The following is a 16,826-nucleotide window of genomic DNA, read 5'->3' on the forward strand; positions in this document are numbered from 1 at the left end:
ATGATGGAGTTAGTGTCGCGAGGGGCGGGTGTTTTGCCGTGTCTGTTGCGCAAATGCAGAAAGGCTGCAAGAAACATGATCGTACGTGCAAAGCTTTTGCCGAGTTTCATTCTGGGACTTTTCTTGATATTTGGCGCACCGTTGATGCCAAGTGCATTCAATGAGGTTGTGGGCGTTCAAGCCGCACAAGCCCAAACAGTTTCTCGTATTTCGGTGACTGGCAACCAACGGGTTGACGACAGTACCGTTATTTCATTTTTGGCAGTGCGTCAGGGGCAACGCGCAACAAGCCAGTTAATCGATGAGTCGATCGACTCGCTTTACCAAAGCGGGCTGTTCTCATCTGTGAAGGTTTATATGTCCGGCAACACGTTGAATGTTGCTGTGTCTGAAAACCCAATTATTTCCAGTGTGCTGTTTGAGGGTAACCAGAAGTTTTCTGATGCCCAGCTTTCAGACATGGTGAACTTGTCTTCACGTGGCGTTTACACTGAAGCAGCGCTTGAGCAAGACATTCGCAGTATTGAATTGGCATACGATCAGGCCGGTTTTGATAATGCGACTGTGACAGCGCGCTCTGATGTACAAGACAGTGCCCGTGTGAAAGTAACCTTTGTTATTAACGAGGGCGATCGGGCCGGCATTGCGGCGATCCGCTTCACAGGCAATAATTCTATCGGTGATGGTCAGCTTCGCGCCGCGATCAAAACACGTGAATCGCACTTGTTGAGCTTCTTGTTCCGTGATGACGTTTATGACGAAGACAAATTGAATGTCGATCGTGAGTTGATCCGTCTTTACTACGCCAACCGCGGCTACCCTGATGCGCAGGTGCTATCTGCTGTTGCAGATTTTGATGCTGAGCGTAATGCTTACTTCATTAATTTCACCATTGATGAAGGCGAGCGTTATGAATTCGGTCAGATCAATATTGAAACCAGCATTTCTGGCCTTAACCCAGATAGTCTTACTGGTGCCGTGCGCACGCAAGAAGGTCGTCGCTATTCATTGAGCAAGCTGCAAAAGAGCGCGGCTGAAATGTCTAAAGATGCGGCCAATATGGGTTACAGCTTTGCTGAAGTACGTCCGCGCATTGATCGTAACATTGAGAATAAAACCTTCAACGTGACCTATTTGGTTGACGAAGGTGCGCGTCTTTATGTTGAGCGGATCAATGTTTATGGCAACACCCGCACGCGTGATTTCGTGATCCGTCGTGAGTTTGAGTTTGCTGAAGGCGATCCATTTAACCGCACATTCTTGGCGGCTGGCCGTGAGGCTTTGATGGGGCTTGGCTTCTTCTCCACGGTGAATGTGTCTGTGGATCAAGGCAGCGCTTCCGACAAGGTGATCGTGAACGTTGTGGTCGAAGAGAAATCCACTGGTAACTATGCTTTGGGCGCAAACTATTCGCCTGACGGCGGCGTAGGTGGCGAATTGTCACTTACTGAACGCAACTTCTTGGGTCGTGGTCAGGATCTTCGGATTTCGATTGGCGCGACACAGGGTACGCGTACATATGATTTCTCCTTCACTGAGCCACGTTTCATGGGCTTGAAGATTTCTGCAGGTGTCGATGCGTATCAACGCCAGGTGGATGAAGGTAAATACTACAACTACGGTACTCAAAGCACAGGCTTCCAGCTTCGTGTTGGCGCGCCTATTGTTGATAATTTGCAGGCGAATGCCTTTGTTGGGGTGGATCAAACCACTTATCAAGATGGCACAGATGGAAACCCTGCTGACGCGCCAGCCTACATTACCGGATTTGGTGGTAGTGCGACGAAAGCCTTTGTCGGGTACAATTTGACTTATACTGATGTGGATAACGCACGCTCACCGAGCGAAGGTTTCGCGATCAATGTAAGCCAGCAATATGTCGGTGTTGATTTCAACCTGCTTAAGTCAGAAGTCAAAGGCAGCTACTATATGCCAATTTTGCCTGATGCTGGTGTTATCGGTAGCTTGAAAGGGCAGGCAGGTATTATCAATGAGCTTGGCGGTGGGTATGTGAACCCAACTGAAACGTTCGTTGCAGGTCCAAGCCTGATCCGTGGTTTTGCCTCACGTGGACTTGGGCCACAAGGTGCAAACAACGCTTTGGGTATTACCGAGTATCTGGCGGTTTCTGCGGAGGTTGAGTTCCCAATTCCAGTGCTTCCTGAAAGCTATGGCCTAAAAGGCGCTGTTTGGGCCGATGCAGCATATCTTGGCCATAACAGCATTGACCCTGCTTTGATTGTGGATGGCATTGGTGTTCAAACACGTACCTCAGTCGGTGCAAGTGTTATTTGGGATAGCCCATTCGGTCCGCTACGCGGTGACTTCGCCCACGTGATCGATAAAGACACTGCTGACCAAACGCAGGTGTTTGCTTTGACGATTTCGACCTTGTTCTAGTCGAAGATTGTCAGATGAAATTTAGGGGATCGCGGCCACTGTCCGCGATCCTTTTTGTTTAAGGGGCTTAACTTATGGTCGATCAGCGCTTTTATGCCATCAAGCAGAATGTATGCTTAGCGGATGCGCTTTCGGCAATTGGTGAAGGGGCAATCGGGGCTCAACTCGACAAAAAAGATGCGCAGCGTGTTCTTACCGGTGCTGGCACCGTGCCTTTCCTACACGAAAATGAGTTAGGTTTTATCGCCGACTCCAAATATATGGAAGTGGCTGCAGACTGCGTGCATGGCGTGGTTTTAGTCGCAGAGGATGCTGAGCTGCCGGACGTCCAGGCTTCAGATGCTCTATATTTACGTTGTTCCGATCCCTATCGGACCTTTACTGGTCTTCTTGATTTGCTTTACGGCGACAGCCTGCGCCTATTGGGTTATTGCGCGGAAACATCACCAAAAGCGCTGGGCAATGGTGTGCACCTGGCACCTAATGTCTATTTTGGTGCAGATGTTGAAATCGGGGACAATGCGGTTATTGGTCCCAATTGCAGCATTGGTCGTGGGGTCACGATTGGCCACAATGTGATGATTGGCGATAATGTTTCCATACAATGTGCTCACATTGGCGACAATGTCGTGATCCATTCGGGCGCGCGCATTGGGGTTGAAGGTTTCGGCTTTTTGCCGCGCGCGGATGGGCCGCAAAAAATTCCTCAATTGGGGCGCGTTATCTTACAAAATGGTGTCGAAATTGGTGCCAATAGCTGCGTGGATCGCGGCACATTGGACGACACGATTGTGGGTGAAAACAGCAAAATCGACAATCTTGTGCAAATTGGTCACAATACAAAAATTGGACGGAATTGTCAGATTGCTGCGAAATCTGGGTTTGCCGGATCTTCAGAAATCGGTGACAATGTGCTGTTTGGTGGGCGCGCCTCTATTGTCAATAAGGCAAAACTGGGGGATAGATGCGTGGTTATGGCCTGTTCGATTGTGTCCAAGTCGCAAAAATCGGATACTATTTTGGCGGGTAATCCTGCGGTTGAAGTCAAGCAATGGCGACGCATGCAGGCTAAGTTAAAAAAAATGGGGCGCGATTGACGCGTGGAGTTTGAGGTCGGGAATGTCTGAAAAAGAATTGTCATCATTGGATATTAATCGTGTCTTGGAGTGCTTGCCGCATCGTTATCCGTTTTTGATGGTCGACAAAATTATCGAGATTGACGGGGATGATTCAGCGATTGGTGTAAAAAACATCACGTTCAACGAACCCATGTTTCAAGGGCACTTTCCTGGCTCGCCTGTGTTTCCCGGCGTGCTGATTATTGAAGGTATGGCCCAAACCGCGGGCGCCATCGTTATCGCCGAAGAGCAGAAATCTGGCCAGAAATACTCTGTATTCATGTTGACGATTGATAAAGCGAAATTCCGCAAACCCGCCGGACCAGGCGATGTTTTGGAATATCACATCAAAAAGTCTCATCGTCGGCGGACTGTCGGTCGCTATTATGCGAAAGCCATGGTGAATGGCGTCGTGGTGGCCGAAGCAGAGGTTGGCGCAATGATTGTGCGTGACGAATAGAGCATGAACGAAATCCACTCGACAGCTGTAGTATCGCCCGAGGTTGAACTTGGCGAAAATGTAGTGATTGGTCCGTTTTGTGTTTTGGATGGTCCGATCAAGATTGGTGCAGAGTCTGTGCTGCATTCACACGTGGTTGTGCAGGGACGGACTGTTATCGGCCGTAATGCGGAGATTTTCCCTTTCGCTTCGGTGGGGCATCGACCACAAGATCTAAAATATTCTGGCGAAGAAAGCTGCCTGACTATTGGTGACTATTGCACCATTCGCGAACATGTAACGATCAACCCTGGCACATCTGGCGGCGGGTTGGAAACGCGCATTGGCGATCATGTGTTGTTGATGGCCGGCGCGCACGTTGCCCATGATTGCCATTTGGGCGACCATGTAATCATGGTCAATCAATCAACATTGGCTGGTCATTGCTTGGTGGACGATCATGCGATTGTTGGCGGGCTGAGCGGTGTGCATCAGTTTGTGCGGATTGGTGCGCATGCCTTTGTCGGGGCCATGAGTATGGTTGAAAATGATGTGATCCCTTATGGATCCGTTTTGGGCAATCGGGCTTATCTCGGGGGTCTTAATCTGGTTGGCCTTAAACGCCGGAACTTTGACCGAGAAGAAATTCACACGCTTCGCGCGGCCTATCGTATGATTTTTTCGAATGAAGGCACGTTGCGTGAGCGCGTGGAAGACGCGGCAGAATTGTTTGAAAACCATCAGTTGGTTGAGGATGTGGTGGCGTTTGTGCGCAAACCATCCGAACGGGCAATCTGTATGCCGAAAAACGGCGTCGACCTAGGCTCATGACCAAACTTGCGCTGCTTTTGGGCGAGGGCGCGTTGGCGCGTGCCGCCTATCAGGCGGCGCAAAAACACTTTGGTGCGGATGGTGTGATTGGGATGGCCTTGTCTCCCGTGCATTGGCCTGAGCTGCCAAAGTTTGATCTTGACGATCTCCCCCGCGCAATATCAGAAACCAAAGAATTTGGGCCCACCCATATTTGCGTGGCCGGGCGCGTTGAGCTGTCGCCCGCGCGTCGGCACCGGATGGCAGATGCCATGGGTTTGACTGAGGCTGATGCCACCAGCGACATTGGCGTGGAACAGGTCTTTGGACGGGTCGCGAAGGCCGTAGGTGCACAGCCAATTGGCGTGCATCAATTTGCTCAAGATTTGCTGGCGGGTGAGGGACATTTGTATGGTCCTGTACGCGAGACTGTGCCGACCCACATTGCGCAACTTCTCAACGTCACGCGTCGATTTGGCGAAACGGACATTGGGCAGGCGGTTGTTTTTGCTGGGCAACAGCCGGTTGCAGGGGAAGATATTGGCGGCACCGATGGTCTGATGGATCGCGTTGCAGACCTGCGGCGGACATCCGATCTTCCAAAGGATTTGTGGCTTGTAAAGGCCAAAAAACCGCAGCAAAGCGGTGTGGGCGACCTGCCAACGATTGGCAGCAACTCGATTGAACGTGCAGCGAAGGCGGGCATATCCGTTATCCTTGTGGAAGCAGGTCAAACACTTCTTTTGGACCAGGACGCATTGGGTGCCCTTTGCGACCAGCATCGTGTAACCATTTTAGGTGGGGTGTGATGCGGCTATTTGTTGTGGCAGGCGAAAGCTCGGGCGACAAGTTGGCGGCAAATCTGGTGGCAGGTTTGTCTCATCAGACACAGGTTGATCTGGTAGGTGTTGGCGGCCCGGCACTTGCGCGAGAGGGGCTGCAACCCCTTTTCCCGATGTCAGATCTGGCGGTGATGGGGTGGCGCGACGTTTATATGCGTTTGCCGCTCTTGCTGTGGCGTTTAAAGCAGACAATTGATGCAATTGTACGGGCCAAACCAGATGTGCTGCTTTTGGTGGACTCGCAAGAGTTTTCCCATCGGGTAGCCGCTGGGGTGCGCAAACGACTGCCTGACCTGCCCATTTTGCTCTATGTCGCGCCATCGGTTTGGGCGTGGCGACCAGAGCGTGCCGCAAAGATTAAGCCGCTCTATAATGAAATCCTGTCGGTTTTACCTTTTGAACCAAAGGTTTTTAAGGAGCTGGATGGTCCCAAATGCACTTATGTGGGGCATAGTGCCGAACATTTAGCGCCGCCCCACATCGAAACGGCTGGTGGTGAAAGGCACACCCTGCTGCTCTTACCCGGCTCGCGTCGGGGCGAAGTCAAACGTAATCTTGGCGCATTGCATACGGTGCGGGATGGATTAGAAGGATTTTCGCATACGGACTTGGTGACCGTTGAGCATTTGAGGGATGGGTTGCAGCGACAGTTGGCTGGCTCTGATATTCAAATTGAATCCGGGCGCGACGCTTTTGAGAGTGCACTTGCACAGGCCAGAATGGCGCTTGCTGTGAGTGGCACGGTGACACTTGAGCTTGCCTTTGCTGACGTGCCGCATGTTTTGTTCTATGTGGCCGATAAGAAGCTCGGTGCGCATTATGAGCAAGCCGGCCGGCCATTGGTTGGGTTACCAAACATATTGTTGGGCCGACAGTTGGTGCCAGAAATCGTGGGCACCTCGCCACGCGTGGACGATCTTTCTTCTGCGGCGCATGAGTTGGCGGAAAATGAAAAGGCGCGAAAAGCGCAGCAAGCGGGATTTGAAGAAATCCGGCATCTGATGCAAAAAGGGGCGCCAGAGGCGCCCCGTCAAGATCCTGTTGAACGGATATTATCCTATATTTAAACCGGCCTAACGGTCTGAAATGTCGGTGTAATCCCGTGTCGTCGCGCCAGTATAGAGCTGACGTGGACGGCCAATTTTTTGTTTTGGATCGTCGATCATTTCTTTCCACTGAGAAATCCAGCCTACAGTCCGCGCCATGGCGAAGATGGCTGTGAACATGGAGGTTGGGAAGCCGATTGCATCCAAAATGATGCCTGAATAAAAATCGACGTTCGGGTATAGCTTTTTCTCAATGAAGTAATCGTCTTCAAGGGCGATGCGCTCAAGCTCTTGTGCGACTTGCAAGGTTGGGTTGTTTTCAACACCGAGCTCGGACAACACTTCATGCGCTGTTTGCTGCATCACTTTGGCGCGTGGGTCAAAGTTTTTGTAAACGCGGTGACCAAAGCCCATCAGACGGAACGGGTCGTTCTTGTCTTTCGCGCGTGCAATAAATTCAGGAATGCGATCAACAGAGCCGATTTCGCGCAACATGTTGAGGCAAGCTTCGTTGGCGCCACCGTGTGCCGGGCCCCAAAGAGAAGCCACGCCAGATGCGATACATGCAAATGGGTTGGCATGTGATGAACCAGCCAAGCGAACTGTTGAAGTTGACGCGTTCTGCTCGTGATCGGCATGCAAGGTGAAGATCCGGTCCATGGCGCGGGCCATGGTTGGGGACACAACATATTCTTCAGCTGGCACAGCGAAACACATGCGCAAGAAGTTTGCGGCAAAGCCGAGATCGTTGCGCGGATAGATGAAGGGTTGGCCCACAGAATATTTATATGCCCAAGCCGCAATTGTTGGCATTTTGGCGATCAAGCGGTGTGAGGCGATCACACGTTGCTTTGGGTCCGTAATGTCAGTTGAGTCATGATAGAACGCTGACATAGCGCCAACAGCGCCACAAATGATGGCCATTGGGTGCGCGTCGCGACGGAAACCTTCGAAGAATTTGACCATTTGCTCATGCAGCATGGTGTGGCGCGTGATCTTTTCTTCAAATTCTGCGAATTCGGCTTTGCTTGGCAATTCGCCATTGAGCAGAAGATAGGAGACTTCCAAGAAGCTCGACTTTTCGGCCAATTGTTCGATGGGGTAACCGCGATAAAGCAATGTGCCCTGATTGCCATCGATGTAGGTGATGGCTGACTCGGTTGAGCCTGTGGATGTGTAGCCTGGGTCAAAGGTGAAATGGCCAGTTTTGGCATACAATGTGCGGATGTCGATAACGTCTGGTCCTACAGATCCAGACAAGACGGGGAACTCATAGCTTTCGCCATCAATTTCTAATTTAGCAATCCGATCGGTCATGATTGGCCTCCTTCAAGATTCAGAAAATGACTAAAGTCCTACGTCCCCACTAACGCTAAACTCGTCGACCCAGAATAGGGTTGGCTTTGGGGTAAAGGATTTGGTCCCAATACGCAAGTTGCCAACCCTGAAACTTTCAGAAGGCTAGGTATTTATACGCCAGTTGTCTCCTTAAGGCGCGACAAGCTCTCATCTTTTCCGAACAATTCGAGCACATCAAAGCAGCCAGGCGATGCCGCTTTTGCGGTAAGCGCCGCACGCAATGGTTGCGCGACCTTGCCAAATTTCAGCTCTTTTGCGTCTGCGAATCCGCGCATCACGTCGTTAATTGTGTCGTGATCCCAATTTTCAATTGCAGCCAATTCCGGCTGAAGCGCACGCAGCATTTCTACTGAATCGTCATCAAGTGCCTTAAGGGCTTTTTCTTCGAACTGTAGCGGACGTTGGGCAAAAATGAACTCAGCACCGGTAATCAGATCAAGAATTGTTTTGGCACGAGGTTTAAGCAAAGGCAGCGCCCGCAACACTGTTTCCTCATGGGCAAGCAGCCCAGCCTTTTGTACCTCAAAGCTCAATTCGTCCGTCAGGCCAACCATCAGATCAAACAAGCGTTTGTCATCAGCCTCTTTGATGTAGTGAGCATTGAGGTTTTCCAGCTTGGCAAAATCCATGCGAGAACCGGCCTTGTTCAATCCTTCAAATGAGAACCATTCGATGAACTGTTCAGAGCTAAAGATTTCTTCATCGCCATGTGACCAGCCGAGGCGGGCAAAATAGTTGCGGATGGTCTCAGGCAAGTAGCCCATTTTGCGATATTCACCGACGCCGAGTGCGCCATGGCGTTTTGACAGTTTTGCGCCGTCTGGGCCGTGGATCAGCGGCGTGTGTGCCATTACCGGAACGTCCCAGCCCATGGCATTGTAAATGACGGTCTGACGCGCCGCATTTGTCAGGTGGTCGTCACCACGCAAAATGTGGGTCACGCCCATATCGTGATCATCAACCACAACGGCCAATTGATAGATTGGCGAACCATCTGACCGCAAGATAATGAAATCATCCAGGTTTTCGGCTTTAAACGTCACTTTACCTTGCACTTTGTCGTCGATGACGATCTCGCCTTCAAGTGGCGCTTTAATGCGCACCACATAAGGTTGACCTGCCGGCGCGTCTGCGTCTGTTTTGTTGCGCCAACGGCGATCATAAAAAGCGTTGCGACCTTCCGCGCGGGCTTTTTCACGCATTTCGTTCAGCTCATCCGCAGTGCAATAGCATTTGTAGGCGTGGCCAGCGTCCAGCAATTGTTGGGCGACTTCCTTGTGACGGCCAATATTTTCCGATTGCATGATGGGTTCGCCATCATAATCAAGGCCCATCCAATCCAAACCATCAATGATGGCGCGGATGGCCGGCTCAGTAGAGCGTTCCTTATCCGTATCTTCAATGCGCAACAGCATTTGGCCGCCCAAGGACTTGGCCAGCGCCCAGTTGAACAAGGCCGTGCGGGCATTGCCAATGTGCAAAAAGCCTGTGGGAGAGGGGGCAAAGCGGGTGATGATTTGTTTGCTCATGAAGCACTCATTTTGGAATAGTTGGAGAAAATTGCTTGCCTGTGTACCATAGGTGAAGAATTGCGCAAGATCGGGATGTTGCGTGTCACTTAAAGATATTGATTTTGAGCCATATTCAACCCGCAACGCCGCCATAGACAAACTGTTCTGGCGGCAGGGTAAACAACCAAGATTTTCTTCGGATAACCACACGGTTTCCCGACCCCTTGTTGATGGCGTCGATTTTGCACGCCGCCGCATTGTGTTGCTGCCTTTTGCCTTGATCCTCGGCATTTGCATCTACACTCAGCTTTCCGTTGAGCCGCCATATTGGCTTTATGGACTATTATGCCTTGTGCTTTTTGGCGGGGCGGTGCTGACGCGGCGCAATATTGTTCTTCGCAATTGTCTCTTTCTGGCCGGGGCAGTCGCCTTTGGCATTACTTTTATCGCAGCCAGTGCTGTGATGCGTGGCACGCCGCTGTTGGCCTATCCCAGCGCAGGTGTGATCAATGGGGAAATTCGGCAGGTCGAATTGCGACCAGACGGCAATTTGCGCGCGGTGGTTGATTTGGGCTCAATACGTCCCGGCGCCTTGGATGATGTCCGGTTTGTTCGCCTAACAATTGCGCAAAAGCACTTTGAACCTGCCCGCCAACCTGCAATCGGCGATCAATTGGAGGTCAGAGCCCGATTTATTCCTGTGCCAAAACCGGTTTATCCGGGGGGATATGATCCTCAATTTCACAGCTTTTTTGATGGCATTGGGGCTTATGGCAGTACGTTGGATCCTGTTGTTTTGTCCGATGGTCAGCAAACGGCGTGGTCGCTGGTTCAGAACTTCATTTTCGATGTGAGGCAAGGGGTTGCGCAACGGTTCAGTTCCGGCATGAAGCCTCAAGATGCGGCGATTGCGCGGGCGCTTATTATTGGCGATCAATCTGCCATTGAGCCTGAACTGCGTGACGAAATCGCCGTGAGTGGGCTGGCGCATCTGCTGGCCATTTCTGGCTTGCATCTAAGCCTGGTGGCGGGGGGCGCGTTTCTTGGCATAAGGTTCGTACTCGCCTTGCCGCTGTTCCCGCCGCAAATGCCCGCAAAATCAATTGCCGCCATTGCGGCCATGGGCGCCGCAACGTTCTATCTTGGAATTTCCGGCGCGAATATTGCGACACAACGCGCGACCATCATGTTGATCGTGGCGTTTGTGGCGGTGCTTACGGGACGACGTGCCATCACACTGCGCAATGTGGCACTTGTGTGCATTGCGATGATTTTGCTCTATCCAAATGAGGTATTTAAGCCGGGCTTTCAGCTCTCATTTGCGGCCGTAGGGGCGTTGGTGGGGGTCTACGAATGGAGTAAAGGACAAGCTCATTCGCGCAAATGGCCCAAATGGGCCCAGTTTCTGGGCGGACTCAGCCTTACGAGCTTGGTGGCTGGTATTGCGACCGCGCCAATTGCGGCGGTGCATTTCAGCCAGTTTGCGCCCTTTGGTTTGTTTGCCAATCTAGTTGCCGTGCCTTTGGTGGGGTTTTTCATCTTGCCCGCGCTGATTTTTGCCTGCGTTCTCATGCCATTCGGGTTGGAGTTGCCTGTGTTGGCATTGGCGGGATTGGGGATCGATTATGTCATCATCATCGCACGGTTTTTCACCAATCTTGGGGGCGATTGGACCTATGTTGCGCCTTTGGCGGGGTGGGTGCTGCCGCTTTGTGGCGTTGCATTGATGATGTTTTTGATTGCCAAATCGGCTTGGCGTTTTGTGCCACCCTTTGTGGCCGGCATGGTGATTAGCCTATTCGGCACGGCGGCGACGCCTGATATTTTGGTTTCGGGACAAACGCGCTCGGCATTTGTGAAAACAGATATGGGGCAGTGGGCGCAAATTGATCGGATTGGCAATAATTTCACGACGCGGGTATGGGCGGAATGGTTGGGTGCTGATCTCGCGCAACAAGAGTTAGCCGGAAATTGCGATGAGCAGGGGTGCGTCGTTCATATGCCAGAAGGACAAACTGTTTTGTTTGCCCGACAAAAGGCTGCTGTTATCGAGGATTGCGGGTTGGTCGATTTGATCATCGAGCAAGACTATTTATATCAAGAGTGCAGCACAGGCAGCCATCTGGTGCGCAATTGGGATGTGCGCCGCCTTGGGAATGCGGCGCTATATTTTGGTGATGATGGTCACATTCACATCAAACACAGTGTGACAGATGCCCATCGTCCATGGCGGGTGAAACATTAGCACCAACGCCTGGTCCAGCGACCTAGCTTAATATTTGCGGAACAGCCCCACTAGGCGACCTTGCACCGCTACCTGATCTGGTCCAAAGATCCGCGTTTCATAGGCTTCGTTTGCCGCTTCCAAGGCAACCGAATTGCCTTTTTTGCGTAGCCGCTTGAGGGTCGCTTCTTCACCATCCACCAATGCGACAACAATCTCGCCATTGGTGGCGGTTTGCTGCTTTTTGATCAAAACGGTGTCGCCATCGAAAATGCCTGCGTCAATCATCGAGTCGCCGCGCACTTCCAGCGCGTAATGCTCGCCACCAGCAAGCATTTCAGGCGGAACAGCGATCGTGTGTGATTGGGTTTGAATGGCCTCAATAGGCACACCAGCAGCAATCCGCCCCATAACGGGCACATGCACAGGTGCTTGTGAATCCTCATGCACAGGTTGTGCGGGACGCGGCTCAGGCGATTTGCCAAGCGTGCCTTCAATGACGCTTGGTTCAAACTTAGACTTTTTGCCGCCAAGAGAGGGGTTCATGCTGTCCGGCAACCGCACCACTTCCATCGCGCGGGCACGATTGGGCAATCTGCGGATAAATCCGCGCTCTTCCAGGGCGGTAATCAATCGATGGATGCCCGATTTAGATTTCAAATCCAACGCATCTTTCATCTCGTCGAAAGAGGGAGGCACGCCGCTTTCTTTCATCCGTTCATGGATAAACATCAACAGCTCATGTTGCTTGCGGGTCAGCATTGGACTTCCTTTTTTAGAATCGGAACAAATGTTGAACAACAATAACCGTTCTTTGTATGTTCTGCAAGCCCCTTGGTTTTCACACTGATTTTCTTCATGATTACATGACCTTATTCTTGGGGCCGTAATCCAGCGCGATGGTGCCTAATGTTGCAATAATGCAACGGCGGTGGATTTGATGTACAAAGTGTCGCACCCTCTATTGCCATTTTGAAAGCATCGGCGTATGAGCGATGCTGTAACTTCTAACTGAGGCGCCATCCCGGTGCCGCAACTGCAAAGGGGATATTATGAGCCATAATCATACGCTAATCAGCACCCCGGCGCTAAATACGCCGGTTTCCAAGTAACCGACGTCCTTTGAGGACGTTCAGACTGCGTCCTCGCTGTCATTCGATCAACACCAACCCTTCTTAGGCGCTTTTTTGCGTCCGAGGACTCATCTTTAATCGTGCGTTTTCGCGCGGGTTTCCGCACGCTTTCGCGCATCTTTTAACTCCAATTTTGGGGAACGAACGCGGCTGCGCGTTTGTCAGGAAACATGAAAAAACAACACGCTTTAACACTCAACTTTTTCGAGCGATTAGGATTGGCTTGGCGCCAAATCTTCAACCGGCGTCAAGTCGTCAGCCGTGCGGACGCAAAAAGGGTTCGCCGGTGCAATGTTGAAGATTTGAGCGCGCATATCCGAAAAGATATCGGGCTGTAATCGTAAAGGGGGCTTCGGCCCCCTTATTCGTTGGTGATCTGGCGCGCCCGTTGGGCTGATGGGGAGAAGAAAAAGGCCAAGATGAACAGGGCCGTCATGACCAGCACGATGGTGGGCGCAGGTGCGCTATCCAATTGGAAGCTTAAAAAGACCCCGAAGAAAGCGCTGAATATGGCAACCAAAGTGGCGATGATCAGCATCGGGCCGAGCTTGCGGGTGAGCAGATAGGCGATTGCGCCTGGCGCAATCAGAATTGCGATGGCCAGAATAATGCCGACAGCTTTTAGCGCGGCGACAACAATCAGCGAGATGGCAGCCAACAAGCCATAATGCAACCAGCGCACAGGCAGGCCGATCGCAGCCGCGTGCTGCGGATCAAACACATAGAGCTTTAGATCACGCCAACGTGCGATCACCAAGATGGTCAAGGTCAGCGCAATGATGCCGGTTTCCATCAGGTCAGCATTGCTGGTGCCCAACATGTTGCCGAACAGGATGTGGTCGAGATGCACATCCGTTTCTATTTTTGTGTATAGCACCAGGCCCAAGGCAAACATGCCGGAGAATACGACACCCATAACGGTATCTTCTTTTATGCGGCTGTTTTCCTTGAGATAACCTGTGCCAAGCGCACAAATCATACCCGCCACAAAGGCGCCGATGGCCAATGGAATGGCCAAAATATAGGCCAAAACAATGCCCGGCAGGACGCCATGGGAAATGGCGTCACCCATCAATGACCAGCCCTTGAGCACCAAGAAGCAGGATAGCAACGCTGCGGGAATCGCCACCAAGATCGAGATGACAAAGGCGCGCTGCATAAACGGAAATTGGAAAGCCATCATGCTCGTGTCAAACCATTCCATCATGAGCTCACCTCGGCGTTGCGGCGGGCGCGTTGCGCGCGCAGGCCATGTTTCGGGGCGAAGACGAAGGCGGTAAGGAAACAGGAGGTTTGCAGCACGACGATGATGCCGCCTGTGGCTCCATCCAAGAAATAACTGCTATAGGCGCCGATGATTGAGGTGAGGGCGCCAATGGCGATGCTCAGCCAGATTAAGGTGGGGAATTTGTCGGTCAACAAATAGGCAGTTGCCCCTGGAGTCACGACCATCGCGATCACCAAAAACGCACCCACTGTTTGCAACGCGGCAACGGTGGCGGCGCTCAAAAGCGTGAAAAACACGATTTTGAGAAGGTTAGGTTTTAAGCCGATTGAACGGGCGTGGTCTTCATCGAAAAACACGACCATAAAGTCTTTCCACTTGGTGCCCATCACCAACAAAGTGACTCCGGAAATAATGGCCAGTTGCAGCGTGTCGGCCGGTGTAATGGCCAACACATTGCCCAGGACAATGGTTTGGATATTGACCGAGGTTGGCGACAACGACACCATAAACAGACCTAAGCCGAAAAAGGACGTGAAGATCAAGCCGATGATTGCATCTTCGCGCAATTTGGTGCGCTGATTGAGAAACAACATGGCTGCAGCCGCCAAACCGCCGGAAAAGAATGCGCCAACCGAAAATGGCAGGCCCAACATATAGGCGCCAGCTACCCCCGGCACGATGGAGTGAGACAGGGCATCGCCAATCAGCGACCAGCCCTTGAGCATAAGATAGGCGCTGAGAAATGCGCAGACCGCGCCGACCAAGCCTGTGACCCAGATGGCGTTGCGCATATATCCGTAGGAAAAAGGCTCGAGCAACAGATCAATCATCTGATTTATCCGTGTTTTTGGTTTGGGTTTGCATCTTGTCCTCTTCGCCATAAAGGACCAAAGGCCGTTCATCATCGGTGATGACGGCAAACTGGCGCGTATCCTCATCATCGTGCAGATCGGAACCGCCCAACACAAAGTGACGCAACACACCGCCAAAGGTTTTTTCCAGATTGGATTGGGTGAAGATTTCGTCCGTTGGGCCATAATCAAGGACCGTGCCTTTGATCAGCACCGTTCGATCGCAGAATTCAGGCACCGAGCCTAGATTGTGGGTGGACACCAGCATCACTTTGCCTTCGGCCCGCAAGTCGCGCATCAGTTTAATGATGGTGTCTTCTGTTTTTACATCGACGCCAGTGAAAGGCTCGTCCAGCAGGATCACTTCGCCCTCTTGCGCCAATGCGCGCGCCAAAAAGACCCGTTTTTTCTGGCCGCCAGATAGTTCGCCAATCTGACGTTTGCGATATTGGGCCATATTGACCCGATCAAGCGCCACATCAACCATTTCCTTATCCCGTTTGCTGGGAATGCGGAAAAAGCCCATTTTGCCGTAGCGGCCCATCATGACCACATCTTCGACGAGGACGGGGAAATCCCAGTCCACTTCCTCACTTTGCGGCACATAGGCAACGAGGTTTTCGCGCAAGGCTTCTTGCACGCTTTTACCAAGTAATTTGACCGAGCCTTCGGCAATTGGCACAAATCCCATGATCGCTTTGAACAATGTGGATTTGCCAGAGCCATTGACTCCCACAAGGGCGGTGATGGTGCCTTGTGGGATTTCAAAACTGGCGTCGGTTAGGGCCGTGTGGCCATTGCGATAGGTAACGGTGACATTTTTGACGTTTATGCCACCGTTGGCCAAAGCGCGCATATCATTCATTGGGTAAGGCCCTCAGCAATTGTGCTGGTGGTGACTTTTAAGAGATCAATATAGGTGGGCACGGCACCGCTGTCATCAGTTAACGAATCCACATAAAGAACGCCGCCATATTGCGCGTCGGTTTCGCGCACAACTTGCTTGGCTGGCGCGTCGGAGACTGTGCTTTCCGAAAAGACAGCGCGGATATTGTTGGCGCGGACTTGATCGATCACCTCACGCACCTGTTGTGGGGTGCCTTGTTGGTCGGCGTTGATGGGCCACAAGAACAGTTCCTTCAAATCAAAATCGCGCGCCAGATAGCTGAATGCACCTTCAGAGGTGACCAACCAGCGCTCTTCATCCGGGATGCTTTTGAGCTTTTCGCGGATTGGAGCGACCACAGCTTTAATCTCTGCCTTGTAGTTTTCAGCGTTTTCGAGATATTGCGCGGCATTGTCCGGATCGTGCTCAGCAAATGCCTTGGCAATATTGTCGACATAGATCATGGCGTCGGACGGCGACATCCAGGCATGGGGGTTGGGTTTGCCTGAATATGGACCTGACGCAATCCCCATAGGCTCTATTCCATCAGTGACAACGACGCTTGGCACATCACTCAAATTCTCAAAGAATTGTTCAAACCACAATTCGAGGTTGAGGCCATTCCAGATCACCAAATCGGCGTCTTGCGCTTTGATGATGTCTTTTGGTGTTGGTTGGTAGTTATGGATTTCCGCACCGGGCTTGGTGATGGACACCACTTCGGCGTGATCACCAGCAACATTTTCGGCCATATCTGCGATGACGGTGAAGGTGGTTACAGCTTTGAATTTATCATCTGCATTCGCGGCGACCGTTGTGAGCGTTGTCGATAGGGCGAGGGCAGGCAACAGTTTTAGCAAGGTTCGCATTTGCAACTCTCTGAATATATTGGATTCGATTTATACAAGCTATAATGCAATTGAGAAGCGTTCGCAACAGTGTTGCGAATGATTTGCAAATTTGTTTATTTGCGATTTTT

Annotated in this window: 14 protein-coding genes; 7 read left to right on the forward strand and 7 right to left on the reverse strand. The window is 51.7% G+C overall.

Translation table 11 applies throughout. From position 1 onward, the window contains the following. Window positions 1-75: 75 nt before the first annotated feature. The 6 genes from bamA (at window position 76) to G549_RS20170 (ending at window position 6,676) form a co-directional block, all read left to right on the forward strand. Window positions 76-2,400: an outer membrane protein assembly factor BamA gene (gene bamA / locus G549_RS0112285; protein ID WP_027835280.1), complete on the forward strand. Its 2,325-nt coding sequence runs from the start codon at window positions 76-78 to the stop codon at window positions 2,398-2,400. Between the two features lie 74 nt (window positions 2,401-2,474). Continuing rightward, on the forward strand, window positions 2,475-3,497 hold the full coding sequence (gene lpxD / locus G549_RS20160; protein WP_051213743.1) for a UDP-3-O-(3-hydroxymyristoyl)glucosamine N-acyltransferase: 1,023 nt from the start codon (window positions 2,475-2,477) through the stop codon (window positions 3,495-3,497). Between the two features lie 22 nt (window positions 3,498-3,519). Next, on the forward strand, window positions 3,520-3,978 hold the full coding sequence (gene fabZ, locus G549_RS0112295; protein WP_027835281.1) for a 3-hydroxyacyl-ACP dehydratase FabZ: 459 nt from the start codon (window positions 3,520-3,522) through the stop codon (window positions 3,976-3,978). A gap of 3 nt (window positions 3,979-3,981) precedes the next feature. After that, a complete protein-coding gene (lpxA, locus tag G549_RS0112300; RefSeq protein ID WP_027835282.1) occupies window positions 3,982-4,788 on the forward strand; it encodes an acyl-ACP--UDP-N-acetylglucosamine O-acyltransferase in 807 nt (268 codons plus the stop codon). After that, entirely contained in the window at window positions 4,785-5,576 is a 792-nt protein-coding gene (gene lpxI / locus G549_RS21440) for a UDP-2,3-diacylglucosamine diphosphatase LpxI domain-containing protein (protein WP_051213745.1), read from the forward strand. The genes lpxA and lpxI overlap by 4 nt, the downstream gene beginning before the upstream one ends. Further along, entirely contained in the window at window positions 5,576-6,676 is a 1,101-nt protein-coding gene (locus G549_RS20170; RefSeq protein WP_051213746.1) for a lipid-A-disaccharide synthase, read from the forward strand. Before lpxI ends, G549_RS20170 begins: the two co-directional genes overlap by 1 nt. Before the next feature lie 6 nt (window positions 6,677-6,682). Here G549_RS20170 and gltA read toward each other — a convergent pair whose 3' ends face one another. Continuing rightward, window positions 6,683-7,972, reverse strand: a complete 1,290-nt coding sequence (gene gltA / locus G549_RS0112315; protein WP_027835283.1) for a citrate synthase — start codon at window positions 7,970-7,972, stop codon at window positions 6,683-6,685. Window positions 7,973-8,124: 152 nt separating this feature from the next. Next, on the reverse strand, window positions 8,125-9,543 hold the full coding sequence (gltX, locus tag G549_RS0112320; protein WP_027835284.1) for a glutamate--tRNA ligase: 1,419 nt from the start codon (window positions 9,541-9,543) through the stop codon (window positions 8,125-8,127). A gap of 82 nt (window positions 9,544-9,625) precedes the next feature. On the opposite strand from gltX, the gene G549_RS0112325 reads away from it, so the two are divergent. Beyond that, window positions 9,626-11,770 (forward strand): ComEC/Rec2 family competence protein, encoded by a 2,145-nt coding sequence (locus tag G549_RS0112325; protein WP_027835285.1) that lies wholly within the window; start codon window positions 9,626-9,628, stop codon window positions 11,768-11,770. 27 nt (window positions 11,771-11,797) lie between these two features. Here G549_RS0112325 and lexA read toward each other — a convergent pair whose 3' ends face one another. The 5 genes from lexA to G549_RS0112355 all read right to left on the reverse strand — a co-directional run bounded on the left by lexA (window position 11,798) and on the right by G549_RS0112355 (window position 16,716). Further along, window positions 11,798-12,511 carry a transcriptional repressor LexA gene (gene lexA / locus G549_RS0112330; protein ID WP_027835286.1) on the reverse strand — a complete coding sequence of 238 codons (714 nt, stop codon included), beginning with the start codon at window positions 12,509-12,511 and terminating at the stop codon, window positions 11,798-11,800. A 732-nt stretch (window positions 12,512-13,243) separates the two neighbouring features. Next, window positions 13,244-14,089 (reverse strand): metal ABC transporter permease, encoded by an 846-nt coding sequence (locus G549_RS0112340; RefSeq protein ID WP_027835287.1) that lies wholly within the window; start codon window positions 14,087-14,089, stop codon window positions 13,244-13,246. Then, a complete protein-coding gene (locus G549_RS0112345; RefSeq protein ID WP_027835288.1) occupies window positions 14,086-14,940 on the reverse strand; it encodes a metal ABC transporter permease in 855 nt (284 codons plus the stop codon). The genes G549_RS0112340 and G549_RS0112345 overlap by 4 nt, the downstream gene beginning before the upstream one ends. Continuing rightward, window positions 14,933-15,826 (reverse strand): manganese/iron ABC transporter ATP-binding protein, encoded by an 894-nt coding sequence (locus G549_RS0112350; RefSeq protein ID WP_027835289.1) that lies wholly within the window; start codon window positions 15,824-15,826, stop codon window positions 14,933-14,935. The genes G549_RS0112345 and G549_RS0112350 overlap by 8 nt, the downstream gene beginning before the upstream one ends. Further along, window positions 15,823-16,716 carry a metal ABC transporter substrate-binding protein gene (locus G549_RS0112355; RefSeq protein ID WP_051213748.1) on the reverse strand — a complete coding sequence of 298 codons (894 nt, stop codon included), beginning with the start codon at window positions 16,714-16,716 and terminating at the stop codon, window positions 15,823-15,825. The genes G549_RS0112350 and G549_RS0112355 overlap by 4 nt, the downstream gene beginning before the upstream one ends. Between the last annotated feature and the right edge of the window lie 110 nt (window positions 16,717-16,826).

The sequence above is a fragment of the Maritalea myrionectae DSM 19524 genome, assembly GCF_000423365.1.
In the GTDB taxonomy this organism is placed as follows: Bacteria; Pseudomonadota; Alphaproteobacteria; order Rhizobiales; family Devosiaceae; genus Maritalea; species Maritalea myrionectae.